The organism is Microvirga sp. 2TAF3 (assembly GCF_052114965.1).
Classification (GTDB): Bacteria; Pseudomonadota; Alphaproteobacteria; order Rhizobiales; family Beijerinckiaceae; genus Microvirga.
Genome location: NZ_JBFRFT010000024.1, coordinates 25,692 through 50,060 on the forward strand (window position 1 = coordinate 25,692; position 24,369 = coordinate 50,060).

At 64.9% G+C, this 24,369-nt stretch carries 21 protein-coding genes and 1 riboswitch; of the genes, 13 read left to right on the forward strand and 8 right to left on the reverse strand.

What is annotated here, in order from left to right; all coding sequences use genetic code 11:
* Positions 1–108: 108 nt before the first annotated feature.
* On the reverse strand, positions 109–990 hold the full coding sequence (locus AB4Y97_RS19095) for a S49 family peptidase (protein ID WP_442000630.1): 882 nt from the start codon (positions 988–990) through the stop codon (positions 109–111).
* Between the two features lie 180 nt (positions 991–1,170).
* On the opposite strand from AB4Y97_RS19095, the gene AB4Y97_RS19100 reads away from it, so the two are divergent.
* The gene (locus tag AB4Y97_RS19100; RefSeq protein WP_442000631.1) at positions 1,171–1,449 is read left to right on the forward strand and encodes a hypothetical protein; all 279 of its coding nucleotides are present in this window, start codon (positions 1,171–1,173) and stop codon (positions 1,447–1,449) included.
* A gap of 46 nt (positions 1,450–1,495) precedes the next feature.
* Here AB4Y97_RS19100 and AB4Y97_RS19105 read toward each other — a convergent pair whose 3' ends face one another.
* Positions 1,496–2,236, reverse strand: coding sequence for a tRNA1(Val) (adenine(37)-N6)-methyltransferase (locus AB4Y97_RS19105; RefSeq protein ID WP_442000632.1), 741 nt, complete (start codon positions 2,234–2,236; stop codon positions 1,496–1,498).
* Positions 2,229–2,453 (reverse strand): putative signal transducing protein, encoded by a 225-nt coding sequence (locus AB4Y97_RS19110; RefSeq protein WP_442000633.1) that lies wholly within the window; start codon positions 2,451–2,453, stop codon positions 2,229–2,231. The genes AB4Y97_RS19105 and AB4Y97_RS19110 overlap by 8 nt, the downstream gene beginning before the upstream one ends.
* 112 nt (positions 2,454–2,565) lie before the next feature.
* Here AB4Y97_RS19110 and AB4Y97_RS19115 point away from each other — a divergent pair, with 112 nt between their 5' ends.
* Positions 2,566–3,585: a polyprenyl synthetase family protein gene (locus tag AB4Y97_RS19115; RefSeq protein WP_442000634.1), complete on the forward strand. Its 1,020-nt coding sequence runs from the start codon at positions 2,566–2,568 to the stop codon at positions 3,583–3,585.
* Positions 3,586–3,845: 260 nt separating this feature from the next.
* Positions 3,846–3,921: riboswitch (SAM riboswitch) on the forward strand.
* Between the two features lie 193 nt (positions 3,922–4,114).
* Positions 4,115–4,921 (forward strand): MetQ/NlpA family ABC transporter substrate-binding protein, encoded by an 807-nt coding sequence (locus tag AB4Y97_RS19120; RefSeq protein WP_442000635.1) that lies wholly within the window; start codon positions 4,115–4,117, stop codon positions 4,919–4,921.
* Between the two features lie 186 nt (positions 4,922–5,107).
* Here the strand turns inward: AB4Y97_RS19120 and AB4Y97_RS19125 are convergent, their stop codons facing one another.
* The 3 genes from AB4Y97_RS19125 to AB4Y97_RS19135 form a co-directional block, all read right to left on the reverse strand.
* A complete protein-coding gene (locus AB4Y97_RS19125) occupies positions 5,108–5,980 on the reverse strand; it encodes a 4-(cytidine 5'-diphospho)-2-C-methyl-D-erythritol kinase (protein WP_442000636.1) in 873 nt (290 codons plus the stop codon).
* Between the two features lie 153 nt (positions 5,981–6,133).
* A complete protein-coding gene (locus AB4Y97_RS19130) occupies positions 6,134–7,909 on the reverse strand; it encodes a tetratricopeptide repeat protein (protein ID WP_442000637.1) in 1,776 nt (591 codons plus the stop codon).
* Positions 7,910–8,106: 197 nt separating this feature from the next.
* Complete coding sequence (locus tag AB4Y97_RS19135) at positions 8,107–9,771, reverse strand: electron transfer flavoprotein-ubiquinone oxidoreductase (protein ID WP_442000638.1); 1,665 nt, start codon at positions 9,769–9,771, stop codon at positions 8,107–8,109.
* 247 nt (positions 9,772–10,018) lie between these two features.
* Between AB4Y97_RS19135 and AB4Y97_RS19140 the strand changes: the two genes are divergently transcribed.
* The 3 genes from AB4Y97_RS19140 to moaB all read left to right on the forward strand — a co-directional run bounded on the left by AB4Y97_RS19140 (position 10,019) and on the right by moaB (position 12,591).
* Entirely contained in the window at positions 10,019–10,852 is an 834-nt protein-coding gene (locus AB4Y97_RS19140; RefSeq protein WP_442000639.1) for a uracil-DNA glycosylase, read from the forward strand.
* Positions 10,853–10,940: 88 nt separating this feature from the next.
* On the forward strand, positions 10,941–11,801 hold the full coding sequence (ypfJ, locus tag AB4Y97_RS19145; protein ID WP_442000640.1) for a KPN_02809 family neutral zinc metallopeptidase: 861 nt from the start codon (positions 10,941–10,943) through the stop codon (positions 11,799–11,801).
* 235 nt (positions 11,802–12,036) lie between these two features.
* Entirely contained in the window at positions 12,037–12,591 is a 555-nt protein-coding gene (gene moaB / locus AB4Y97_RS19150; RefSeq protein ID WP_442000664.1) for a molybdenum cofactor biosynthesis protein B, read from the forward strand.
* Between the two features lie 189 nt (positions 12,592–12,780).
* Here moaB and AB4Y97_RS19155 read toward each other — a convergent pair whose 3' ends face one another.
* Complete coding sequence (locus AB4Y97_RS19155) at positions 12,781–13,284, reverse strand: hypothetical protein (RefSeq protein ID WP_442000641.1); 504 nt, start codon at positions 13,282–13,284, stop codon at positions 12,781–12,783.
* A 118-nt stretch (positions 13,285–13,402) separates the two neighbouring features.
* Between AB4Y97_RS19155 and AB4Y97_RS19160 the strand changes: the two genes are divergently transcribed.
* From AB4Y97_RS19160 to AB4Y97_RS19175, 4 genes are all read left to right on the forward strand, one after another.
* Positions 13,403–14,584 (forward strand): PA0069 family radical SAM protein, encoded by a 1,182-nt coding sequence (locus AB4Y97_RS19160; RefSeq protein WP_442000642.1) that lies wholly within the window; start codon positions 13,403–13,405, stop codon positions 14,582–14,584.
* 414 nt (positions 14,585–14,998) lie between these two features.
* On the forward strand, positions 14,999–15,634 hold the full coding sequence (locus AB4Y97_RS19165; RefSeq protein WP_442000643.1) for a ribonuclease HII: 636 nt from the start codon (positions 14,999–15,001) through the stop codon (positions 15,632–15,634).
* A gap of 159 nt (positions 15,635–15,793) precedes the next feature.
* Positions 15,794–16,990, forward strand: a complete 1,197-nt coding sequence (locus AB4Y97_RS19170) for a site-specific DNA-methyltransferase (protein WP_442000644.1) — start codon at positions 15,794–15,796, stop codon at positions 16,988–16,990.
* Between the two features lie 264 nt (positions 16,991–17,254).
* Complete coding sequence (locus tag AB4Y97_RS19175) at positions 17,255–18,151, forward strand: LysR family transcriptional regulator (protein ID WP_442000645.1); 897 nt, start codon at positions 17,255–17,257, stop codon at positions 18,149–18,151.
* 139 nt (positions 18,152–18,290) lie between these two features.
* Here AB4Y97_RS19175 and mutY read toward each other — a convergent pair whose 3' ends face one another.
* Positions 18,291–19,406 carry an A/G-specific adenine glycosylase gene (gene mutY, locus AB4Y97_RS19180; protein WP_442000646.1) on the reverse strand — a complete coding sequence of 372 codons (1,116 nt, stop codon included), beginning with the start codon at positions 19,404–19,406 and terminating at the stop codon, positions 18,291–18,293.
* Between the two features lie 60 nt (positions 19,407–19,466).
* On the opposite strand from mutY, the gene AB4Y97_RS19185 reads away from it, so the two are divergent.
* The 3 genes from AB4Y97_RS19185 to smc all read left to right on the forward strand — a co-directional run bounded on the left by AB4Y97_RS19185 (position 19,467) and on the right by smc (position 24,198).
* Positions 19,467–19,982 (forward strand): DUF721 domain-containing protein, encoded by a 516-nt coding sequence (locus AB4Y97_RS19185; RefSeq protein ID WP_442000647.1) that lies wholly within the window; start codon positions 19,467–19,469, stop codon positions 19,980–19,982.
* A 73-nt stretch (positions 19,983–20,055) separates the two neighbouring features.
* Positions 20,056–20,694 (forward strand): DsbA family protein, encoded by a 639-nt coding sequence (locus tag AB4Y97_RS19190; protein WP_442000648.1) that lies wholly within the window; start codon positions 20,056–20,058, stop codon positions 20,692–20,694.
* A 45-nt stretch (positions 20,695–20,739) separates the two neighbouring features.
* The gene (gene smc, locus AB4Y97_RS19195) at positions 20,740–24,198 is read left to right on the forward strand and encodes a chromosome segregation protein SMC (RefSeq protein ID WP_442000649.1); all 3,459 of its coding nucleotides are present in this window, start codon (positions 20,740–20,742) and stop codon (positions 24,196–24,198) included.
* The last annotated feature ends 171 nt before the right edge of the window (positions 24,199–24,369 follow it).

The window sequence follows — 24,369 nt, forward strand, 5'->3', positions numbered from 1 at the left end:
CATCCCGGGGCCGCGAAGCAAAACCCAGGATCGCTGGCAGGATGGGATGCTTTCATCATCATGCGATCCCGGATCGCCTACGGCGTCCGGAATGCCAGCCGAAAGCAATTAGAGCCCCAGCCGCGCCCAGGCTGCCCTCTCCTCCACCACGCCCAGCATTTCCGCAGGATCGAGCAGGCTGGTCTGGCCGAAGGCACGACGGCCGAGGAGGCGGCCGAGGAGCGGCGGGCGCGCTGGCTCGATCAGGCGCAACTGCACCCTCTCGCCGAAACGATCGCGCATGGTGGTGCGGATGTCGCCCAGGCCGTCGACGAGGCCCAGGCTCACCGCCTGATCCCCAACCCAGAAAGCTCCCGAGAAAAGGTCGCTGTCGGTTTCATCGAGCTTTCGCCCCCGGCGCGTGCGGACGAGGCCGACGAAGACGTCGTGAATGTGACGCTGGAGATTCTTGAGCCGCTCCACATCCTGCGGATCCTCCGGCTGGAAGGGATCGAGCATCGCCTTCTTCTCGCCCGCCGTATGCACGCGCCGCTCGATGCCGAAGCGCTCGATCAGGCGGTCGAAGCCGAAACCGGCGGAGACGACGCCGATGGACCCGACGATGGAGGAAGGATCAGCATAGATCTCGTCCGCGGCGCAGGCGATCATGTAACCGCCGGACGCGGCCGCATCCTCCACAAAGGCGAAGACCGGCAGCTTCTTCTCCTCCGCAAGGGCGCGGATGCGCTTGAAGATGAGATGCGATTGCGCTGGCGATCCGCCAGGCGAATTGACGACGACAGCGACGGCCCTCGCGCCCGAAAGAGAAAAGGCCCGCTCCAGCACGGGCGCGACGCTTGAAATCGCAAGCCCCGGCCGCAATGGCATCATCGCGCCGATCACGCCCGACAGGCGCACCACGGAAACGACGGGATGGCGGACCCTGAAACGGGCGGGAACGAGAAATTGCAGGCGCTCGGGGAGCTTCGAAATGAATGAATCCTGAGTCATGACTTCCATGTAATGCGCCTCGCGCAATGCGCCAGACGGCGCCGCTTCCCGAAGATGAACATTCCTTTAGGGAAGCGGTCGGTCTTCGTTCAGTTAGGGTCGCTTAAACATTGGGCCTTAGAACGGCCCTGTCGATACTCTGTAGCGGGCCGCAGACTAGCCCGAAGTGAGGAGATTCATATGCGCAAATTTCTTTTCGGCCTTTTTGGCGTGGTTGCCCTCGGGTTCGGCGCATTCGCCGCTCAGCCCGCCTCGGCGCAGCCCTATTATCCCGGTTATCATGAGCGGCCCGGCTACCGGCCCATCGAATATCGCGGCCCCTATCGCGGCCCGCGCTATCATGGCTACCGTCCCCATGGCTACCGCCCGGCCTATGTCGCCCCGCGCTGCTTCGTCCGTCCGCAGCGCGTCTGGAACGGCTATCGCTGGGTCCAGCGTCCTGTGCGCATCTGCCGCTAAGGCGGTTCGAAGGATAGCGGAATCGGGCGCCCTCGGGCGCCCTTTTTCATAGGAGAAGGGCATCGCCGCGATGCAACGCCTCCGAGAGCGGCGTGAAACGCCCTTCGGAATCGTTGAGAATCAGCGGCGGAGCGATGCCGAGCGGCGCGCGGCTCCCCTTTACCCCCGTCAGCAGAAAGCGGATTGCCGGCTGGTCGTCGGCGGGGTGGATGAAGCGGACTTCAAGGCCGCCGAGCCTTTTTCCCACGGCGTTCAGGCAATCGGCCAGCCGGTCGGCCCGGTGAATGAGAACGAACCGGCCCTTGGGCTTGAGAAGGCCGATGCAGGCCGAGAGCCAGGCCTCGAGCCCGCCGACCGGCAGGGCATGGGCGGCCGCCCTCCCCCGGTCGGGCGAGATGCGGACCTGACCCTCTTCCAGAAACGGCGGATTGGTCAGGACGAGGTCGGCCCTGTCGGCCTCGAGACCCGCCGCGTGGCGCGAGGACCTGTCGAGCAGATCCGCGACCGCCACGTGCCCCTCGACCCCGTTCTCCGCGCAATTTCGGCGGCAGAGGGCGGCGAGAGCCTCATCACGCTCGACGAAAACGAAGCGGGCTCCCTTCTCCCGCGCCGCCACCATGAGGCCGACGGCGCCCGTCGATGCGCCCACATCCATCACGAGATCGCCGGACCTGACGGGCGCTGCGGCCGCCAAGAGCACAGCATCCGTCCCGGCCCGATGGCCCTTCCTGGGCTGGATCAGGGGCACGCGTCCGCCAAGCAGCGAATCGGTCGTCGTCTCAAGCATGGCGCAGCTCGGCATCGAGCCCGGCCTCGCGAATGAGGCGGCGAGCCTGGGCTTCATGATCCTGTGGAACCAGGATTCGGCGCGGAAATGCGCCGATCATGCCTTCCAGCGCGCTCATATGCAGGTCCGCTACGAGAACAGGGATATTGGCGTTTTCCAACAAGGACTGTAGGAAGCCGATCAGAACGAGATCGCTGGTTCTGACGATTTCGACCATCGGCGCCGGGCTCCTCCTGCGGCAAGCTCTTGCATTGCAGCATGAGGATCGTCATGCCACGGTGTCTTGATATTCCTACCGGCCTCTCGCGCCGGCAACCCGGGTTTGAGGCGTGGGCGTCGTCGTTCCATTCGAAGACAAGCATCCCGAAAAGAATGCAGGCATCGAGAAGCTCGTCTCCCTTGTGACTGCGGACATGGAACGGGTCAATGCGATGATCCTGTCGCGGACCGGATCCGAAGTCACCATGATTCCGGAGGTGGCGAACCATCTCATCTCCTCCGGCGGCAAGCGCCTGCGGCCCATGCTGACCCTCGCGACGGCCGGACTGTCCGGCTACGAGGGCGACGGCCATGTGAAACTCGCGGCAAGCGTCGAGTTCATGCACACCGCCACCCTTCTCCACGACGACGTGGTGGACGAGAGCGACATGCGCCGCGGCAAGATCGCCGCCCGCATCAAGTGGGGCAACGAGGCCAGCGTGCTGGTGGGCGATTTTCTGCTCGGCCAGGCTTTCCGCATGATGGTGGAAGTGGGGTCCTTACGCGCCCTCGACATCCTCTCCGCCGCCGCGACCGTGATCGCGGAGGGCGAGGTGATGCAGCTCGCCGCCGCCAAGAACACCGAGACCACCGAGGACGAATATCTCGCCGTGATCCGCGGCAAGACGGCGGAGCTGTTCGCCGCCGCCTGCGAGGTCGGCCCGGTCATCGCCAACCGCCCCAAGGCGGAGCAGACCGCGTGCCGCTCCTACGGCATGAATCTCGGCATAGCCTTCCAGCTCGTGGACGATGCCCTCGATTACGGCGGCAAGGCAGCGACGCTCGGCAAGAATGTCGGCGACGATTTCCGCGAGGGCAAGATCACCCTTCCCGTGGTCCTCTCCTTCCGCCGGGGGACGGACGAGGAGCGCGCCTTCTGGAAGCGGGTTCTCGAACAGGGCGAGATCGAGAATTCGGATCTCGAACAGGCCATCGCCATCATGCGCCGCCACCGGGCGCTCGAGGATACCGTCGAGCGCGCGCGCCATTACGGCGCCATGGCGCGGGACGCCCTCGCCCTCTTTCCGAACGGCCCGATGAAGCAGGCTCTGCTCGATACGGTCGATTTCTGCATCGCCCGGGCGCACTGACCGCGCCCGGCTCCACTAGGAAGAGAATCGTTCTCCAATCCGAACGGCGGGTTGATCCATCTCGCCGTTTTTACGGCGAGATCTGCTTGATAACAGCTCTTGCTTGCACCGCTCCGCCCCTTCCGGAAGCGAATTTTCTCGCGAGAATGGCCTGCTGGGAACTTTCCCTCTCTTCGGATTCGTTCTTTTAAAAGAACATTTTGATTGACAGGGAAGAAAGCGGGTGCCAATTTGCTCCTGCTTCCGGACGACCTCGGTCATGCGGAAGCCGCGGTGATTTGAGACGAGCAGCTTGCGCCGCGTCAAAAAACGCTAAAGCGCCACGGAGCGTACTTTCCGCCTCGTGGTTCACAGGATCGATGTGCCATGACGCGCCTTTTCCCAATGCCGACACGAATGACGAGCTTACCCCTCGCCCCGGCCCATGGGTGTTGTCGCCTCACGGCATAATCCTCACTTCAACAATCCAGAACCGCACGCCCGGCTTCGCTTGAGCCGGCAGACGAACTTTGCCTGAAAGGTCCTATCCATGTTCGATTTCACCCGTCGCACCCTGCTGTCCGCCTCTTTCGCCCTCGGCGCGGTTATCGCCACCGCGCTTCCGGCCGCCGCCGAATCGACCATTAAGGTCGGCGTCATGTCGGGCGCGGAGGAGGAAGTGGCGCAGGTCGTCAAGAAGGTCGCGGCGACCAAGGGGCTGAACGTGCAGCTCGTCCCCTTCTCCGATTACGCCCTGGTCAACGAGGCCCTCGCCCGCGGCGATCTCGACGCCAACGCCTTCCAGCACAAGCCCTATCTGGACGCGCAGATCGCGGCGCGCGGCTACAAGATCGTGCCCGTGGGCTTCACCTTCGTGCAGCCGATCGGGCTCTACTCGAAGAAGGTCAAGGCGATAGCCGATCTGCCCAAGGGCGCGAAGATCGGCCTTCCGAACGATCCGAGCAATGGCGGCCGAGCCCTCAACCTTCTCGCCGCGCAGGGCTTGATCAAGCTGAAGGACGGCAAGGGCCTGTCACCGAGCCTTCTCGATATCGCCGAGAACCCGAAGGACCTCAAGTTCTCCGAACTCGACGCGGCGCAGCTGCCCCGCGCCCTGCCCGATCTCGATGCGGCGGTGATCAACACCGACCACGCGATCAATGCCGGCCTCGACATCCGCAAGGACACGATCGCCGTCGAGAAGCGCGAGGGCAATCCTTACGCGAACTTCATCGCCGCTCGCCAGGGTGAGGAGAACCGTCCCGAGATCAAGACCTTCGTGCAATCCTACCAGTCCCCGGAAGTCGCTTCCTTCCTGGACACCCGTTTCAAGGGCGCCATCATCCCGGCGTGGTAAGAATGCGCCTCTTCTCTTCCCCTCCCCCTTGCGGGGAGGGGAAGGGGTGGTGGTTGTAAAGTCGGAGCGCGGAGGTGGAGAGATGCGAAGGCTCAAGTCCGCTACAGCTCTCCCTCCACCCCACTCACCCGGTCGTTCCACCCCACCCTTCATCCCTCCCCGCAGGGGTGAGGGAAAATCGAGCCCCTACCTCAAGCTCGTCGCCTGCACCCACCATTCCGGCCGTTGATGCCGGATCTTCTTCGCAGCCTCGGCGGCAGCCATGCAATCGTCATACAACCCGAACACCGTCGCGCCGGAGCCCGACATGCGCGCAAGGCGGCAGCTTTCGGTTTCGGATAAGAGCGTCAGCGCTTCGCCGACCAGCGGCTGAAGTTTTCGCGCCGGCGGTTCCAGATCGTTGCGGGCCGCCTTCAGGCGATCCATTAGGACCTCAGCCGAAGCCTGTTCCACATCCGGGTGTTTCGCCCCATCGAGGCTTTGCCCCGGCTGCAATCCCAGCGCCTTGAACACAGCAGGCGTCTCGACCGGGACACGCGGATTGACAAGCACGGCGAAAAGGCGCGGCAGACGCAGCGCAGGCCCCACAGCCTCTCCAACCCCTCGCATCATGCGCGCCCGCGGCTCCAGGCAGACGGGCACATCGGCTCCCGTCAGGCGGGCGGCCTCCCGTATGGCGGGGTGGAACAGGGGCAGGTCGTTCAGTCGCGCGAGAAGACGAAGGGCGGCGGCCGCATCGGAGGATCCGCCGCCAATTCCTGCGGCAACCGGCAGGCGCTTCGTCAGGTGGAAGGTCCCGAGGCACAGGCCCGCGACACGGTCGGCGAGCAGGCGTGATGCTTTCAGGACGAGATTATCCGCATCCGAGCCGGCAAGAGCCGCCGTCGGGCCGCTCACTTCGAGCCGGAGCGCCTCGCCCGGCTCCAGCCGCAGATCGTCGCCGGTGCCCGCGAAGACGACGAGGCTTTCCAGATCATGATAGCTGTCCGCCCGCTTTCCGAGGACGTGAAGCGTCAGGTTGATCTTGGCGGGGGCGCGGGTTGCGAGGGTGCGAGCCATGGGGATTCCATGCCCGAGAGACGCGCGGATGGGAAGAGGATCACCTCCTGTCATTCCGGGGGCCGCGCCAGAAGCGCGTCCCGGAATGAAGGTGGAGAGGTTGCCGTTCAATAAAATGGCCGGGACAAGCCCGGCCATGACGACTGAAGAGGCCTACCCCCCGCTCTGGTTCGACGGGGCCGGCACCACCGGCGCGCCTTCCACGGCGGGCTTGGAATCGTCGAGACCGTTGTCGATCTTCTGGAGAATCTTCACCAGATCCTCGTGCTCGGGGTTCGAGTCCTTGGCGTGGTTCCACTGGAACTTCGCCTCCAGCCTGCGGCCGGTCTTCCAATAAGCGTCGCCCAGATGGTCGTTGATCACCGGATCGCCGGCTTTCAGCTCGACCGCCTTTTCGAGTTCCCGCACCGCGTCGTCGTAGCGGCCCATGCGGTAATAGGCCCAGCCGAGCGAGTCGATGATCATGCCGTCGCGGGGGGCGAGTTCGACGGCCCGGGTCAACATCTTGAAGGCCTCATCGATATTCTCGTTCCGATCGACCCAGGAATAGGCGAGGTAGTTGAGCACTTGCGCCTTGCCTTGCGGCAGGGTGTCGGGGACGAGTTCCATTGCCTTCTTCAGGTCGGCCTCCGCCAGATCCCATTGCTTGGCGCGCTCGTGGGACGTGCCGCGATAGAAAAACAGGATCCAGTGGCTGCGCTCGGGCGAGCCGACGAGCTTGATGGCCTTGTCATAAGTTTCGGCGGCGGCCGCGAACTGCTTGCGGGAGCGCTGTACATTGCCCAGCGCCATCACGACCTCGACATCGTCCGGATGCGCCTTCATGAGCGTCTGGAGATGGCTTTCCGCCTCGGCGCTGCGGCCGAGAAGCTCGTAGTTCTGGCCGATGGCGATATCGGCGCTGGTGCGGACCGGCGCATCCTTGGGCACGCGGACGAAAACCTCGTTCGCCCGGTCGTACTGCTTCAGGCGCTCGTAGACATCACCAAGTGTGACCAGGGCGAGCGCATGGTTCGGATCGAGATCGAGCCCGAGGCGCAGATAGATGATCGCCGTCAGCTCGTCGCCCTGACTGTTGCCTACCACACCGAGGCCATAGAGCAGCTCCGCCGCCCCTGCCTGGGCGGTCGTGACGAGCGGCGCGAGGGGCTTGCCCTCCTTCAGCGCCGCCATGGCCGCGCGGACGGCGGGATGGCGCGGCACCGTCTCGTCGAAGGACTTGTAGAGGGCCAGCGCCTCGTCGCGGCGTCCGCGCTTCGCCAGGAAGCGGGCATAGGCGTCGACCACCTGCAGGGTATTGCGTTCGCTCTCATAGGCCGCCTTGAAGCGCTTCTCCGCCTCGGCCGGATTGTTGGTGACATCGGCGATCAGGGCGGCGTGATATTCCCGGAATTGGTTGAAGGCGCGCTCGCTCTTGAGGCGGTCGACCGTCGACAGAGCCTGCTTGCCGTCCTTGGCCCCCGCATAGGCCCAGGCGGTGAGAAGCGTTGCGGTCAAGTCCGCCTTCCGCCCCCGGCCGTTCAGCTTGGCACGGGTGTCGGCATATTTCTTGGCCTTCAGCGACTGAACGGCCAAAGCGAACTGAGCGAGGTTGTTCGACGGATCGCGGGAGGCAAGACGCTCCGCCGCGCGGAAGGCCTCAGGCATGGAGCCGTTGGCCAGGAAGGCCACGAAAGCACGCTCCAGAAGCTCCTGATTGCGCGGGTCTTCCTGGATCGCCTGCTTGAAAAAGGTCGTCGCCGCCGCCGTATCCCGAGCCGAGCCCGCCACATAGGCCGCTAGGAAGTTGCCCTCCAGGCTCGCCGCCGGCCTCAGGATCTCGTTCTGATCGGTATTGGCCGCCCAAACAGGCGTCGCCAGAAGACCGGCAATCGAAAACACAAGCGCGGGCAGGCCTTTACGGGCCGAGAACAAATTAAAGGTTGGCACTCAGTGCTGCTCCAGTCATCGCGCATCCGGGGGAGAAGATCCCCTGGACAGATGTGCGTCAAATCAGGCCGGAGAATGGCGTCTCACTGTCGCGGCGGCAAGGGGAACATTGCCGCTGGTCGAGTTCTCATGAAGAAAGAGGCTGTCATTCCGGGCTCCGCTCACGCGGACCCGGAATGACAGGGAGAGTTCCAGCCTCACATATTGACGTAGTTCGGCCCGCCCGGCCCCTCCGGCGTGACCCAGTTGATGTTCTGGTTCGGGTCCTTGATATCGCAGGTCTTGCAGTGGACGCAGTTCTGCGCGTTGATCTGGTAGCGCAGGCCGCTCTCGTCCTCGACCCATTCATAGACGCCGGCCGGACAGTAAAGCCGCGATGGCCCCCCATAGACGTCGTGCTCGGACCGCTTCTGCAGCTCCATGTCCCTGATCTGGAGATGGGGCGGCTGGTCCTCCTCGTGGTTGGTGTTCGACAGAAACACCGAGGACAGCTTGTCGAAGGTCAACACGCCGTCGGGCTTGCCGTATTGGATCGGCGTCACCGCCGCGAGCGGCTTCAAGCTTTCATGGTCGGGCTTGCCGTGCTTCATGGTGCCGAACGGCGACCAGCCGGTAAGCTGGTTCAGCCACATGTCGAGCCCGCCCAAGGCCACGCCGATGGCGGTGCCGTATTTCGACCAGAGCGGCTTGACGTTGCGCACGCGCTTGAGATCGGAGCCGATGGGAGAGGAGCGCCAGGCCTCCTCGTAAGCGGCGACCTCGTCATGGGCGCGGCCCGCCTGCAGCGCCGCAAAGACGTGATCGGCGCAGAGCATGCCGGACAGGATCGCGTTGTGGCTGCCCTTGATGCGCGGCACGTTCACGAAGCCGGCCGAGTCGCCGACGAGGCAGCCGCCCGGGAAGGACAGGCGCGGCACCGATTGCCAGCCGCCCTCCATGATGGCGCGGGCCCCATAGCCGATGCGCTTTCCGCCCTCGAACACGTCGCGGATCATCGGATGGGTCTTGAAGCGCTGGAATTCGTCGAAAGGCGACAGGGTCGGGTTCTTGTAGTTGAGATGCACCACGAAGCCGACCGAGACGAGGTTGTCGTCGAAATGGTAGAGCCAGGAACCGCCGCCGGTGTCGTTCTCCAGCGGCCAGCCCATGGAATGGCGCACGAGGCCGGGCCGGTGCTTCTCCGGCCTGACCTGCCAGAGCTCCTTGATGCCGATGCCGTATTTCTGGTGGTCGCGGCCTTTGTTGAGCCCGAAGCGGTCGACCATCTGCTTGGTGAGCGAGCCGCGCGCGCCCTCGCCGAAGATGGTGTACTTGGCGCGCAGCTCCATGCCGCGGGTGAAATTGGCGTTGGGCTCGCCGTTGCGGCCGATGCCCATGTCGCCGGTGGCGATGCCCACCACCTTGCCATCCTCCACCAGCACCTCGGACGCCGGGAAACCGGGATAGATCTCGACGCCAAGTTCCTCCGCCTTGCGCCCGAGCCAGCGGGCGACGTTGCCGAGCGAGCCGACGAAATTGCCGTGATTGTCCATCAGTTTCGGCATGAGCGCGTTCGGCAGCCGCATGCCGCCGGCCGGGCCGAGATAGAGGAACTCGTCCGCGGTGACCTGCGTCGTGAGTGGCCGGTCGGAATCGTCGCGCCAGCCGGGCAGCAGCCGGTCGAGGCCGCTGGGATCGATCACCGCCCCGGAGAGGATATGCGCGCCGACCTCGGAGCCCTTCTCGACCACGACCACGGAGATGTCCGTGCCCGCCTCGACAGTCTGCTGTTTCAGGCGGATGGCGGTCGCCAGACCGGCCGGACCCGCGCCCACGACGACGACGTCGAACTCCATCGATTCACGGGCGGGCAGATCGGCCATGGATTCCTCCTGATACGCGGTCACGCTTCGTGGCAGACCGTTTACATATGAACAAAGCGTCTCATGTTCTCAAGCTTTTCGGCGGAAAACTTGGAACAGTTCCATTCGAAGGAAAAGCACGGCAGGGCAAGAGCCTTGTCGAGTTGTCCACGCTACGCAGGACATTTGGCAGGCTCCCCTTGGGGACCGCATGATCCTTTCGGCGAACCGGTTTCCACTTTGCCGGATCATGCTCTAAATACGCTTCATGCAGGATCACCCTCCCGACCGCGACGCCCTTCACGCACTCCTCGACTTCCACGTCGAGGCGGGGGTGGATCTTGCGCTCGACGAGACGCCCCACAACCGCTTCGCGGAGGCACCGCCTCCCGCACTCGAGCGGCGAGCCGAGCCGCAGCAGGAAACATTGCGTTCCGCGCCCGCGCCTTCTTCCCCTCCGCGCGCCCTGCCGATGGTCGCTGCCGGCGCGCCGGAGGATGCAGCCCTGCTTGCCCGCGAGCAGGCAAAACACGCGCAATCCCTGGAGGAGTTGGAGGCGATCCTGCGCCAATTCGATGGCTGCGCCTTGAAATTCAGCGCCAAGAACCTCGCCTTCTCCGACGGCAATCCACAAGGCCGCGTGATGCTGGTGGGCGAGGCCCCTGGCGCGGACGAGGACCGGATCGGCAAGCCGTTCATGGGCCGCTCGGGCCAGCTGCTCGACCGGATGCTCGCGGCCATCGGCCTCGACCGGACCCATGTCTACGTGGCCAACATCGTGCCATGGCGTCCGCCCGGCAACCGCACGCCGACGCCGCAGGAGGTGGCGATCTGCAAGCCGTTCATTGCGCGCCAGATCGAACTGGCGAGTCCGGAATTCCTGCTCTGTCTCGGCGGCCCCGCCGCCCAGAACCTTCTCGACATCAAGGATGGGATCCTGCGTACCCGCGGACGCTGGTTCACCTACAAGACCGGGGACGGACGTGACATCAGGACGCTTCCGACCCTGCATCCGGCCTATCTGCTGCGCCAACCCCTGCAGAAGCGCCTGGGATGGCGGGATTTTTCGGCCTTGCGCCGGGCTCTCGACGGAAAAGAATGAACGGCCCTTTCCGTTCTCGCTGGAACCTGTCTATACGCTCCAGCTTTAAGGCTCTGCGGGGCGTCATGTTGCCTCTGTAAGGTGGACCATGCGCTGGGAAGATTTCCGAACCTCATCCAATGTCGAAGATCGCCGGGGCATCCCGGGAGGCGCGGGCGGCCTCGGCATCGGAACCGTCATCGTGCTCGGCCTCATCGGCTGGGCCTTCGGCATCGATCCGCGCCTGCTCATCGGCGGCGCTGAGATGATCGCCAACAAGGGCGGCTATGAACAGCAGCAGCAGGGCAAGCAGGGCGCGCCCCAGGACGAGATGGGCCGCTTCGCAGCCGCGATCCTCGGCAATACCGAGGATGTGTGGAAGGTCGTGCTGCCCCAGCAGGTCAACAAGCAGTACCAGCCGCCCAAGCTCGTGCTCTTCTCGGGCGCGACCCGCTCGGGCTGCGGCGCCGCGCAATCGGCCATGGGGCCGTTCTATTGCCCGCTCGACCAGACCGTCTATCTCGACCTCTCCTTCTTCCAGGAAATGCAGCGCCGCTTCCGCGCCGGAGGCGATTTCGCCTATGCCTACGTGATCGCGCACGAGGTCGGCCACCATGTGGAAAACCAGCTCGGCATCCTGCCGCGCGTCCAGGCGCGCCAGCAGGAGGTCGGAGGGACCGAGCGCAATCAGCTTTCCGTCCGCGTCGAGTTGATGGCCGATTGCCTCGCCGGGGTCTGGGCGCATCATTCCCAGCAGCGCTGGCAATCGCTCGAGCAGGGCGATATCGAAGAGGCTATCGCAGCGGCGGAGGCCATCGGCGACGACCGCCTGCAGAAGCAATCCCAGGGCCAGGTGGTACCCGATTCCTTCACCCACGGCTCCTCGGCCCAGCGCGTGCGCTGGCTGACGACGGGATTGAAGACCGGACAGATCCAGGCCTGCGACACGTTCCGGGCGAGCCGGCTGTAAGGATTCAAAGAGCCGGCGTGCCGTCATTCCGGGGCCGCGCAGCGGAGCCCGGAACCCATATCCGCTGAGGGTTCAGGATTAGGCACAGCGGTTGGCCTTGTGATTCTTTCGGTGCGTTGTGTTTATGGGTTCCGGGTTCCGCTGAGGCGGCCCCGGAGTGACGAAGATTGTGCTTTGGCTGGAACCGGTCGCAAGGCAGCGCTACATCAGGACCCGCCCCAACCAGAGCCCTCCCATGCCCGCTATCGACGAATCCTATCCCTTCATCCCGCTCACGATCGCCATCCTCACCGTGTCGGACACGCGTGCGCTGGAGGACGACAAGTCGGGCAGCACCTTGGTCGAGCGCCTGACGAAGGCCGGCCACACGCTCGGCGACCGGGCCATCGTGCCGGACGACGTGGAGGCGATCCGGGGCAAGGTGAAGGGCTGGATCGCCGATCCCGCCATCGATGTCGTCATCACCACCGGCGGCACCGGATTTACCGGCCGCGACGTGACGCCGGAGGCGATCGAGCCTTTGTTCGAGAAGCGCATGGACGGCTTTTCCGCCGTCTTCCACCGCATTTCCTACGACAAGATCGGCACCGCGACGATCCAGTCGCGCGCCACGGCGGGAGTTGCGGGCGCAACCTTCATCTTCGTGCTGCCGGGGTCTCCCGGCGCCTGCAAGGATGCCTGGGACGGCGTGCTGTCGACGCAGCTCGATTACCGTTACCGGCCCTGCAATTTCGTCGAGATCATGCCCCGCCTCGACGAGCATCTGAAACGCGACAAGCTGAAGTCCTGAGAACTCTTTTAAGTTTTAGTCTGCCGCATTTTCTCACGCAAAACCGGTATCCACTTTTGCGGAAAATGCTCTAGCGCATCGTTGTATGCGGAAAAGTGGACCCGGTTTTCCGCATACAACGATGCGCCGCTTAAGGAAATGAGCATCGGATTGATCCCAAAAGTGGACTCCACTTTTGGGTCCGATGCTCTAGCCGAAGATCGGATCGCGCCCGATGGTGGCGGCAAGCCGTACCGGCGCGCGCACCCTGCCATTCTCCATAAGGACACGGCGGTGAACCAAGTCGCCCGCGCGGACGCCCCTCCGGTTCAGGATGGCGCGCAATCCGTCGGCGCCAGCGCGCAGCAATCCTTCCCGTTGGCGCCGCAGGCGGCCCGACCCACCCTCGGGAGCGCCCAAGGCCACGAACCGTTCGAGCACGCGGATCCAGCCCTCCTGCGGAATGTCGCCGTCATCGAGGCACAAAAGCCAGTCGTGCCGCGCTGCCCGCGCACCTTCCTTCCAAGGCTCCTCCCCCGTCACGACCAAAACCGCGCCGGCCGCATCGGCCACTTTGTCGACATTCTCATCCTGGGTCTCAGCCAGAATGACGGCGTCGCCCACGAGCCCCGCGGCCACGGCGGGAACGAGCGCGCTTAAAGTAACGGCCAGGGCCTCGGGCCCGTGTTCGACGCGGATGAGAGCGGTGATCATGTGCAGAGCATAACCCTTTCGAAGGCTCGCGTCGCCACGAAGAAGACTTGATTTCGTTCCATTTTTGTTCTCTGTTCTCGTAACGTTCTCATTTCATCGGATTCGTTTCGAGGCCGCCATGACCATCCGTTTCAAGGAAACCGCCCGCGATTCCGTCCGCTTACGGCCCGTCAGCCGCTCGCCGATCGAGGCGGCCGAGGCCGCGCGCCGCCGGATGGACGATCCCGCCTATCGGGTGGAAACGGACCGCCGCCGCGGCCGGGGCGCGGTATCGAACCCGACGGGGCGCTACGAGCCCGCGAAGCGTGAGGGCTTCGACGACGGCTGGGATTTCGAAGAGGAGCTTCCTCCGCTTCCGACGGAAGTCATCATCGAGAAGCCGCGCACGATCATCACCCGCAACGATTCGCCCGATATCGGCTACGACCGCTCGATCAATCCCTACCGGGGCTGCGAGCACGGCTGCTCCTATTGCTTCGCGCGCCCGACCCATGCCTATCAGGGCCTGTCCTCGGGGCTCGATTTCGAGACCAAGATCTTCGCCAAGCCGAGCGCGCCGGACCTTCTGGAAAAGGAGCTGCGCGCCACGAACTACGAGCCGAAGGTGATCGCGCTCGGCTCCAACACCGATCCCTACCAGCCGGTGGAGCGGCGCTTCCGCATCACGCGCGGCATCCTCGAGACCCTGAACCGGGCGAATCATCCGGTCGGGATCGTGACGAAATCGGCACTTGTGACCCGCGATATCGACGTCCTAAGCCAGATGGCAGACCGGCAGCTCGCCAAGGTCGCGATCTCCATCACTACCCTCGACCCCAAGCTCGCCCGCAGGATGGAGCCCCGCGCCGCCTCGCCCGCCAAGCGTCTGGAAACGGTGCGCAAGCTCTCCGAGGCGGGAATTCCCGTCACGGTGCTGGTGGCTCCCATTATCCCAGCCATCAACGACCATGAGATCGAGGCGATCCTGAAAGCCGCCCATGCAGCCGGGGCGCGCGAGGCCGGTTACGTTCTGCTGCGCCTGCCGCACGATCTGAAGGACCTGATGCGCGACTGGCTCGCCGAGCACTACCCGGACAAGCTCAATCACGTGTTCTCGCTGCTCCAGGAAGCGCGCGGCGGCAAGGATTACGATGCGCAATGGGGCGCTCGGCAAACGGGCATCGGCCCCTTCGCCTGGATGATCGGCCGCCGATTCGAAACCGCCGCCGAGCGCCTTGGCCTCAACAAGCGTTCGCTCAAGCTGCGCACGGACCTGTTCACGCCGCCGGTGAAGGAAACGGGGCAACTGTCGCTGTTTTGACAAAGGCTTCATAACCCTTCCTCTTCACCCTCCCTCATCATCCCGGACGCCATCTTTCCTCTCTTCTCTCTCCCACCGGGAGAGGTGGAAGCGCGGATCGGTCGCCGTATCCTCAAACCTCATCCTGAGGAGCAGCCGTTAGGCTGCGTCTCGAAGGAGGATCCAGCACGCACGGGAGACGCCTCGTCCTTCGAGACGGTCACTGCGTGACCTCCTCAGGATGAGGCTGCGAGGTGCGTTCCCCTTGTCATTCCCGGCTGGAGCGCAGCGGAGGGAAAGAGAATCCATCAGTGCCAGACTGGAAGCTGGATCCCCTTCCCTCGCCTTCGGCTCGCCGGGGATAACACGCGGTGGTCATGGGCGCGACGTTGCCGGGGCTGGAAAAGGAACGGCATTGCCGCTTCTATGCCGTTCATGACCGCACCGATTCGCATCACGGCAGGCCTCGGCCTCAAGCGCGAGCGCGCCCTGAGCCGCGCGGGCTATCGGTGCATTGCCGGGCTCGACGAAGTCGGGCGCGGGCCACTGGCCGGGCCGGTCGTCTCGGCGGCTGTGGTGCTGAACCTGAAGAACGTGCCTGACGGGCTCGCCGATTCGAAGGTGCTCACCGCGCAGAAGCGCGAAGCCCTGTTCGCCCAGATCCTCGCCACGGCGCATGTGGGCATCGCCTCGATTTCCCACGTGGAGATCGACACCATCAATATTCGCCAGGCCTCGCTGCTCGCCATGTGCCGGGCGCTCGCGGCGCTTCCCTGCAAACCGGATATGGCGCTGGTCGACGGCAACGATCCGCCGGACCTGCCCTGCACAGTGGAAACGGTCATCCAGGGCGATTCGAGCATCGCCTCCATTGCCGCCGCCTCCATCGTCGCGAAGGTGGTGCGCGACCGGCTGATGGCGCGGCTCGGTGCCATCTACCCCGCTTATGGATTCGCGACCAATGCGGGCTACAGCACGAAGACACATCTTTCCGTGCTGGCGAGCGACGGTCCCTGCCCCTTCCATCGCTTAAGTTTTTCCCCCTTGCGCCAAGGGTTACTGGACCTGTAACCGAACTTAATGCTCGTTAACTAGAAAAATCCAACAATATCAATGGGTAGGCAGAATTTGCCGATCCAAAATAAGACGTATTTTTTCTTGGCTGGAAACTTCGTCTTTACCCTAACGGGTCATGATCCGGACTGTCAGTTGCGTAAACGGTGATCACCCATGGGTACCTCGCGTACCGGGGCCGCCGGCGCCGCCACCCGGATTGATGTCTCGCGTACCGGGCGGGCTGCGTCGGCGCCTCGGACGGGGCGCAAAGCGCCCCTTTCCGTCCTGCCGTCTTCCCTTCCTCTCAACGAGATCCTTCTCGGCGATTGCATCGCCAATCTCGCAAAGCTTCCGCCCGAGAGCGTCGATGTCGTTTTCGCGGATCCGCCGTACAATCTCCAGCTCGAACAGGCGCTGACGCGCCCGGACCAGAGCCTCGTCGACGCGGTCGACGACGACTGGGACAAGTTCTCGAGCTTTGCCGATTACGATGCCTTCACCCGCGCCTGGCTGTCGGGCGTGCGCCGCGTGATGAAGAAGAACGCGACTCTGTGGGTCATCGGCTCCTATCACAACATCTTCCGGGTCGGCGCGGCCCTGCAGGATCTGGATTTCTGGCTCCTCAACGACATCGTGTGGCGCAAGGCCAATCCGATGCCGAATTTCAAGGGGCGCCGCTTCACCAATGCGCACGAGACCATGATCTGGGCCTCGAAAAGCGCTGAGGCGAAGAGCTACACCTTCCATTACGACGCGCTGAAAGCCGGCAATGAAGACGTGCAGATGCGCTCGGACTGGTTCATCCCCCTCTGCACGGGCGAAGAGCGCCTGAAGGGTGAGGATGGCCGCAAGGTTCATCCGACCCAGAAGCCCGAAGCGCTCCTGGCGCGCGTGCTTCTGTCCTCCTCCAATCCCGGCGACGTGGTGCTCGACCCGTTCTTCGGCACCGGCACCACGGGCGCGGTGGCGAAGAAGCTCGGACGCCATTTCATCGGCCTCGAGCGCGACCCGACCTATGCCAAGGCGGCGCGGGCGCGGATCGATGCGGCGGAGACCCTCTCCGACGTCTCGATCGCGGCTCCCCCGGAGAAGCGCGCGGAGGTCCGCGTCCCGTTCCTGTCCCTGATCGAGGGCGGCCATGTGAAGGCCGGCGAAACCCTGGTCGACGAGCGCCGCCGCTTCCAGGCGACTGTGCGCGCCGACGGAACGCTCGCGCTCGGCGCCATCATCGGTTCGATCCACAAGATCGGTGCGCTGACGCAGGGCCTGCCCGCCTGCAACGGCTGGACCTTCTGGTATGTGGAGCGCAACGGAAAGCTCGTCTGCATCGACGAGTTCCGCACCAAGGTGCGGGCGGAATTAGCGGCATAGTAAGAACGGATTAATAGCAAGAAACATCATCCCGGACGCCGTCAGGCGATCCGGGATCGTTGGACGCGATCAGCGCCCGATCCGGCACACGACCCTGGGTTCCGCTGCGCGGCCCGGGACGACGACCTCCCCACGAATGAAGACTGCTCTCATGAAACTGGCGGGCTGCGCCTTCCGGCGGGCTGCGTGATGGTTGGGCTCAAGTTCAACCTGGAACGCCAAGCCCCCTATGCCGACACATCGGAACAGTTTTAACATCGTTTCATGGCTCCTTCTCCTGTCGACCCATCCCGGCACTCCCAGGCGGAACCGTCCTGGGACGACCTCAAGATATTCCTGGCCGTGGTGGTTCATGGATCGCTGAACGGCGCGGGCAAGGCGCTCGGACAGAGCCAGCCCACCGTTGCACGACGGATCAGGGTGCTTGAGGAGACGCTCGGGGTTCCGCTCTTCCAGCGCGGCCCCAACAATCTCGAACTGACGGAAGCAGGCCAGGCGATCTTTGACACCGCCTCCCCCATGGGCGAAGCTGCGGGCGTGGTGTCGCGCACGGCCGCCGCTTACAGGCCCGACCCCGACGCGCCCGTGCGGGTAACAGCGACATCCTCGGTCGCCATGTTCCTGTCGCTGCATTCGGCGGAACTGCACAAGGCTGCCGAGCCCGTGGAAATCGCCTATATCCCCACCCGCCGTAAACTCGATCTCGCCTCGGGCGAAGCCGATATCGGCCTGCGCATGCGCACTCTGCCCGAAGGCACGGACGACCTCGTGGTGCGTAAAGTTGGACAGATCGCCTTCGCTCTCTACGCCACCACAGAGAACCCTGATGCCGTCATCGCGCCGCCGGAGGATCCGACGCTGTCGCGGCAAGCGGCTTACGTCGCCGAATTCGCGCAGGGCCGCACCATTGCGGCGCGCATCGGCGACATGCCGATCCGCTATCAGGCCGCGAAGGCGGGCTTAGGCGCAGCCTTCCTGCCCTGCTGGCTCGGCGATTCCGATCCCGATCTCGTGCAGGTGGTGAAGCCAGAGGGCGATCTAATCGAGGACGTGTTCCTCGTCATGCACCGCCGCAGCCGCAACAGGCCGAACGTGGCGCGGGTCGCGAATGCATTGGCGGCTTTGTTCAAGCGCAGTCAAAAGGCGCTCGTGGGCAATTAGACGCTCGATGAAACCACTACCCTCATCCTGAGGAGCCGCGAAGCGGCGTCTCGAAGGATGATCCAGAGAGCACTGGAGACGCCTCGCCCCTTCGAGACGGTCACTACGTGACCTCCTCAGGGTGAGGCTATGAATGAGCTTAATCGCTCTTCACCGGCTTTCCGCCAGGCGCTTTCTTCGTACCCGGCAGATCCCCCAGCGCATGGGAGAGCACCTTCTTCATCACCCCGGGCAGGGCTTCGTCCTGAAGCGCGCGCCGCGGCGTCCAGCGCATCTCGTCCGGGGACGGGGTTCCCTTCGGGACCTTGGCGAAGAGCACCGTCAGTTCGAGCGGGAAATGGGTGAAGACATGGCGCACCACGCCCGGCAGGCGCTGCCAGCGGGCTTCGATGGGCGCATCGAGAACCGCCTGTGACGGCTGATAGTCGGGCTCCCAGGCGCTGGTCGGCGTCTCGGCCATGCCGCCCAGAAGGCCTTGCGGCGGGCGGGTTCTGAGCAGGATGCTGTCATCGGCCCGCAGGATCACGAAAGCCGCGCCGCGCCGCAGCTGGCCAGCTTCCTTCTTCTGCTTCTTCGGATAGGCCTCCTGCATTCCTTGAGCACGCGCCCAGCACGGCGACATCCAGGGACAGAGAGCGCAGGCCGGGCGCTTCGGGGTACAGATCGTGGCGCCGAGATCCATGACCGCTTGCGCGAAATCGCCGGGCCGATCTGCGGGAACGAGATCCTCCGTCAACGCCCGGATCAGCGGCTTCGCCTTTGGCAAAGCCTCCTCGACCGTGAAGAGGCGGGAGACGACCCGCTCCACATTGCCGTCGACCGCCGCAGCCGCTTCATCGAAGGCGATCGCCGCCACCGCCGCCGCCGTATAGGCGCCGATGCCGGGAAGCTTCAGGAGTTCGGCCTCGGTGGAGGGAAAATGCCCGCCATGCCTCTCGACCACAGCCTTGGCGCAGGCATGGAGGTTGCGGGCGCGGGAATAATAGCCGAGCCCCGCCCAGGCCTGCATCACCGCATCCACGGGCGCCTCGGCGAGGGCGTCCACGGTGGGGAAGCGCTCCAGGAAGCGCAGGTAGAAGGGTTTTACCGCCACGACGGTCGTCTGCTGCAGCATGATTTCCGACAGCCAGACGCGATAAGGGTCCGCGGTCTCGCCTGGCCTCGCGCGCCAAGGCAGATCGCGCCGGTGACGATCGTACCAGGCGAGCAGGTCGGCGGGGTCGGGCTTGGTGACGCGCGAGGCGGGCGTTAACATGTGACGTGGAATAACGATCCTGATGGAATATTCCAACGCGGCTTTTGGATTTAAATCAACATGCGTCAGCCGAGACCACGGCCCCGCCCCCTTGCCGATTTCCTCGATGTCTGCCTAGGTCCGAGCCTTGCAGCGCAAGGGTTTGCCACGTCCGACGTGATCGTTGCCTGGCCGGATATCGTCGGCGAGCGGCTGGCGGGTTTTACCCAGCCGCTTAAGATCGAGTGGAAGCGCAAAGGCCCTCATGCCGATCCGGAAACCAGACCCGACCCGGCGACCCTGGTGGTGCGGGTGGAGAGTGCATTTGCCCTCGAAATGCAGCATCTCGCGCCCGTCGTCATCGACCGGGTCAACACCTATTACGGCTGGCGCTGCATCGGAAAACTGGTCCTGAAACAGGGGCCGGTGCGGCGGGCTGAGAAGAAGCGCCCGGTCGTGCGACCGCTCAGCGATGCGGACCGGGAGCGTGTCGGCGCGGCGATCGGGCCGATAGAGGACGAGACCTTGAAGGCGGCGCTCGACCGGCTGGGCCAGGCCATCGTCGGCTCGAGCGGCGGCGCGCGCACGAAAGCGTGACGGACGGGGCGCTTGCCAGGACAAGCGTCTCATTCTACCGCAGAATGAAACCTCTTAAGGGAGCATTTTTCAGATGATCACCCGGCGTCAAACGCTTCAGCTTCTCGGCACTGCAGCCGCCACCGCCCTCCTCGCATCGAGCCTGCCAGCCTTTGCGCAGAACGTTGCGGTCCAGGATCTGGCGGTTCCCGGCCCCCTCGGCGATGTGACCTTGGGACCGACGGACGCCAAGGTGACGATCATCGAGTACGCCTCCCTCACCTGCTCGCACTGCGCACATTTCCACAAGGAAACCTGGCCCGAGCTGAAGAAGCGCTACATCGATACCGGCAAGGTGCGCTTCACCTTACGTGAATTCCCGCTCGATCCCTTGGCTACGGCCGGTTTCATGCTCGCCCGCTGCGACGGCGACAGCAAATATTACCCGATCACCGACCTGCTCTTCGAACAGCAGAAAAACTGGGCTTTCACCGACAAGCCGCTCGACGCCCTGCGGCAGATCATGCGTCAGGCCGGTTTTTCACAGGAGAAATTCGACGCTTGCTTGCGGGACCAGAAACTTTATGACGCGGTGAACGCGGTGAAGAACCGGGCTATGGATCAGTTCAAAGTGGACTCCACCCCGACCTTCTTCATCAATGGTCAGCGTTACCCGGGAAGCATGTCGATCGATGAGCTTGAGAAGATCATCAAGCCCTTGCTGGGAGCCTAAGCTCTCTCATCCTGCCCTCTCGGGGCGGGACGGAAAGGCGCGTCGATGAAGCTGACGCGCCTTCGCATCGCCGGCTTCAAGACCTTCGTCGAGCCGATGGATTTCCTGATCGAGCCGGGACTCACCGGCGTGGTCGGGCCGAACGGCTGCGGCAAGTCGAATCTCGTCGAGGCCCTGCGCTGGGTCATGGGGGAGAACTCCCACAAGAACATGCGTGCCTCGGGGATGGATGACGTCATCTTCTCCGGTTCCGGCGGCCGCCCGGCCCGCAATTCGGCTGAAGTGATGCTCACCATCGACAACGGCGAGCGCACGGCACCCGCCGCCTTCAACGATGCGGACATGCTGGAAATCTCGCGCAAGATCGAGCGTGAGGAAGGCTCGACCTATCGCATCAACGGCAAGGAAGTCCGCGCCCGCGACGTGCAGATCCTGTTCGCCGATGCCGCGACCGGCGCGCGCTCGCCCGCCCTTGTCCGCCAGGGCCAGATCAGCGAGATCATTTCCGCCAAGCCCCAGGCTCGCCGCCGCATTCTCGAAGACGCCGCCGGCATCGCCGGTCTTCATGCCCGCCGCCACGAGGCGGAGCTGCGGCTGAAGGCGGCCGAGGACAACCTGCTGCGTGTCGAGGACGTGATCCGCGAGCTGGAGACCCAGGTCGACAGCCTCAAGCGCCAGGGCCGCCAAGCCTCCCGCTACAAGAACCTCTCCGCAGAGATTCGCCGTCTCGAAGCCCTCATGTACGCCATCGGCTTCGCCGAGGCGCGCGAGCAGGCAGCCTCCTCCGAGCAGCAGGCGGCGGACGACCTGAAGGCGGTTGCCGACCGCACGGAGGAGCAGACCAAGGCCGCGACCGCCCAGGCCGTCGCAGCTCATGCCATTCCGCCGCTTCGCGAGGCGGAGGCCAGGGCCGCCGCTGCCCTGCAGCGCCTGACCCATGCCCGCAACGAGCTCGAATCGGAGGAGCGCCGCTCCAAGGATCGCGTGACGGAGCTCGAGCGCCACATCGCCGACATCAACCGGGACCTCGCCCGCGAGACGGCGCAGCGCACGGACGCGCAAGCGACCATCGAGCGCCTGCGCAACGAGGAAGCCGAGATCGCGCTCACCACGGACGGGGCCGACGACGCCCGCGCCGAGAGCGAGGAGCGGCTTCAGAATGTCGAAGCCGAGCTTGCCGAGGCCGAAACGGCGCTGAGCGCCCTCCAAGCCCAGACCTCCGACCTCAATGCCCGCCGCGCGGCCCTGGAACGGGCCATGCGGGAGGAGATGGAGCGGGCGGCCCGCTTCGCCTCCGAGAAGGAGCGGATCGAGCGCGACATCGCCGCGCTTTCCGTCGCCCCCGAAGATGGCCTGCCGATCGACATCCTGCGTGAGGAAGCGGCCATTGCCGAGGAAATGGCACAGACCTCGGAAGAGTCGGTCATCAGCGCCCGCGAGGCGTTGGCCGCGGCCCGCGAGGCCGAGAATCGCTCGCGCCAGCCGCTCAACGAGGCCGAGCGCAAGGCGCAGCGGCTCGAGACCGAGGCGCGGACGCTCGCGAAGCTCGTCACCTCCGCGACGGGCGATCTCTGGCCTCCGGCCCTCGACCAGATCACGGTCCGGAAAGGCTATGAGACAGCCCTGGGCGCGGCGCTGGGCGATGATCTCGACGCCTCCACCAATCCGACCGCTCCCTCCCACTGGGCCGAGACCGGCACGGGGGAAGAGGACCCGGCTCTGCCTGAAAACGTCCCCTCCCTCGCGGATTTGTCCCAGGCCCCGTCAGCCCTTCAGCGCCGTCTGAGGCAGATCGGCATCGTCAGCAAGGCGGACGGGCTTCGCCTGCGCAATCTCCTGAAGCCGGGGCAACGCCTCGTCTCGCAGGAGGGCGACCTATGGCGCTGGGACGGTTTAACCACGGCGGCGGAAGCACCGTCCCCCGCCGCCCGCCGACTGGCGGAAAAGAATCGCCTGGGCGATCTGGAGCTCGAAGCCGCCGCCGCCCGCGAAGAGGCGGAACGCCTGCGCTATGAGGCGGAAGAGGCCCTGAACACCGTTCGCACCGCCGCCTCTCATGAAATGCAGGCCATCGAATCGGCACGGCAGGCCCGTCAGGCGCTCGACGCCGCACGCACCCGGCTTGCCCATGCCGAACGCCGCGAGGCGGAACTCGGCCAGCGCCGCTCGGCCCTGCAGGAGGGCCTGGCGCGCATCTCGGCCAGCGAAAGCGAAGCGCAGGAGCGCGCCCAGGACGCCGAGGCCGCCCTGCACGAGCTGGCGCCCGCGCCCGACCTGGAAAGCCGCCTCCTGGAAGAGCGCACCCGTGTGGCCGAGCGCCGCGCCGCGGCTTCGGAAGCGAGGGCCGCGCTGCAATCCCTCGTCCATGAGGCGGAGCTGCGCCGCCGCCGTCAGGAATCGATCGCTGCCGATATCCGTCTCTGGACCGATCGCGCCGAGCGCGCCGCAAGAGCACTCGAGGATCTGGGCGAGCGCCTGGAACGTGCGCAGGACGAGCACCTGAGGCTCCTCGAAGCACCCGACACCTATCTGATGCGCCGGCGCGCCCTGATCGCCGAGGTCGAACAGGCCGAGGCGAACCGCAAGGAAGCGGCTGACCGGCTCGCTGACGCGGAGACACATCTCGCCGAAACCGACCGTGCCGCCCGCGCTGCCCTGGAAGCCCTCTCCGCTGCCCGCGAAGCGCGTGCCGGCTCCCAGGCCCGCCACGAGGCCGCCATCCAGCGCCTTGCCGAAATCACGCGCACCATCGCCGAGAACCTGGAGACGACCCCGGCCGGGCTGATCGAGCTCGCCGGCCTGAAAGAGGGCATCGAGCTGCCGTCACAAGGAGAGATCGAATCCAAGCTCCACGCCCTGAAAGGGGACCGGGAGCGCCTGGGTGCGGTCAATCTGCGCGCCGAGGAAGAGCTGACGGAGCTCGAGACCAAGCATGGCAGCATCGCCGCAGAGCGCGACGATCTGGTCGAGGCCATCAAGCGCCTGCGCGGGGCCATCGGCAGCCTCAACCGCGAAGGCCGCGAGCGCCTGCTGGCTGCCTTCGACGTGGTGAACGCCCATTTCCAGCGCCTGTTCACCACCCTGTTCGGCGGCGGCACGGCGGAGCTGACCTTGGTCGATTCGGACGACCCGCTGGAAGCGGGCCTCGACATTCTCGCCCGCCCGCCCGGCAAGAAGCCGCAGAGCATGACCCTACTCTCGGGCGGCGAGCAGGCGCTGACGGCGACCGCGCTGATCTTCGCCGTGTTCCTCACGAATCCCTCCCCCATCTGCGTTCTGGACGAGGTGGACGCCCCGCTCGACGACGCGAATGTGGAGCGTTACTGCGACCTTCTCGACGACATGGCGCGGCAGACCGAGACTCGCTTCGTCGTCATCACCCACAACCCGATCACCATGGCCCGCATGAATCGCCTGTTCGGCGTGACCATGGCGGAACGGGGCGTGTCGCAGCTCGTCTCGGTCGATCTCCAAAGCGCCGAGCGCATTCTCGAAACCGCCTGAGATTTCGGGCGCAGCCATAGTTCAGCCCCAGAATCGTGAGCGATTTCACGCAAAGGTGTTGCGAAAGTTAAGTTTTTTCATACAAATCAGAGACTTAACCGTTTCTTGACGGTCCTTGACAGGGGGGACCCTCCCCCATATGTTTCGCGCGGCTTTCGGGGCCGGGATTCC

What these genes read in the sequence shown, in the direction of transcription:
- AB4Y97_RS19095 (WP_442000630.1), bottom strand. Translation starts at nt 990, where the DNA reads ATGACTCAGGATTCATTCATTTCGAAGCTCCCCGAGCGCCTGCAATTT.
- AB4Y97_RS19100 (WP_442000631.1), top strand. Translation starts at nt 1,171, where the DNA reads ATGCGCAAATTTCTTTTCGGCCTTTTTGGCGTGGTTGCCCTCGGGTTC.
- AB4Y97_RS19105 (WP_442000632.1), bottom strand. Translation starts at nt 2,236, where the DNA reads ATGCTTGAGACGACGACCGATTCGCTGCTTGGCGGACGCGTGCCCCTG.
- AB4Y97_RS19110 (WP_442000633.1), bottom strand. Translation starts at nt 2,453, where the DNA reads ATGGTCGAAATCGTCAGAACCAGCGATCTCGTTCTGATCGGCTTCCTA.
- AB4Y97_RS19120 (WP_442000635.1), top strand. Translation starts at nt 4,115, where the DNA reads ATGTTCGATTTCACCCGTCGCACCCTGCTGTCCGCCTCTTTCGCCCTC.
- AB4Y97_RS19125 (WP_442000636.1), bottom strand. Translation starts at nt 5,980, where the DNA reads ATGGCTCGCACCCTCGCAACCCGCGCCCCCGCCAAGATCAACCTGACG.
- AB4Y97_RS19135 (WP_442000638.1), bottom strand. Translation starts at nt 9,771, where the DNA reads ATGGCCGATCTGCCCGCCCGTGAATCGATGGAGTTCGACGTCGTCGTC.
- AB4Y97_RS19140 (WP_442000639.1), top strand. Translation starts at nt 10,019, where the DNA reads ATGCAGGATCACCCTCCCGACCGCGACGCCCTTCACGCACTCCTCGAC.
- ypfJ (WP_442000640.1), top strand. Translation starts at nt 10,941, where the DNA reads ATGCGCTGGGAAGATTTCCGAACCTCATCCAATGTCGAAGATCGCCGG.
- moaB (WP_442000664.1), top strand. Translation starts at nt 12,037, where the DNA reads ATGCCCGCTATCGACGAATCCTATCCCTTCATCCCGCTCACGATCGCC.
- AB4Y97_RS19155 (WP_442000641.1), bottom strand. Translation starts at nt 13,284, where the DNA reads ATGATCACCGCTCTCATCCGCGTCGAACACGGGCCCGAGGCCCTGGCC.
- AB4Y97_RS19160 (WP_442000642.1), top strand. Translation starts at nt 13,403, where the DNA reads ATGACCATCCGTTTCAAGGAAACCGCCCGCGATTCCGTCCGCTTACGG.
- AB4Y97_RS19165 (WP_442000643.1), top strand. Translation starts at nt 14,999, where the DNA reads ATGACCGCACCGATTCGCATCACGGCAGGCCTCGGCCTCAAGCGCGAG.
- AB4Y97_RS19170 (WP_442000644.1), top strand. Translation starts at nt 15,794, where the DNA reads ATGGGTACCTCGCGTACCGGGGCCGCCGGCGCCGCCACCCGGATTGAT.
- AB4Y97_RS19175 (WP_442000645.1), top strand. Translation starts at nt 17,255, where the DNA reads ATGGCTCCTTCTCCTGTCGACCCATCCCGGCACTCCCAGGCGGAACCG.
- mutY (WP_442000646.1), bottom strand. Translation starts at nt 19,406, where the DNA reads ATGTTAACGCCCGCCTCGCGCGTCACCAAGCCCGACCCCGCCGACCTG.
- AB4Y97_RS19185 (WP_442000647.1), top strand. Translation starts at nt 19,467, where the DNA reads ATGCGTCAGCCGAGACCACGGCCCCGCCCCCTTGCCGATTTCCTCGAT.
- AB4Y97_RS19190 (WP_442000648.1), top strand. Translation starts at nt 20,056, where the DNA reads ATGATCACCCGGCGTCAAACGCTTCAGCTTCTCGGCACTGCAGCCGCC.
- smc (WP_442000649.1), top strand. Translation starts at nt 20,740, where the DNA reads ATGAAGCTGACGCGCCTTCGCATCGCCGGCTTCAAGACCTTCGTCGAG.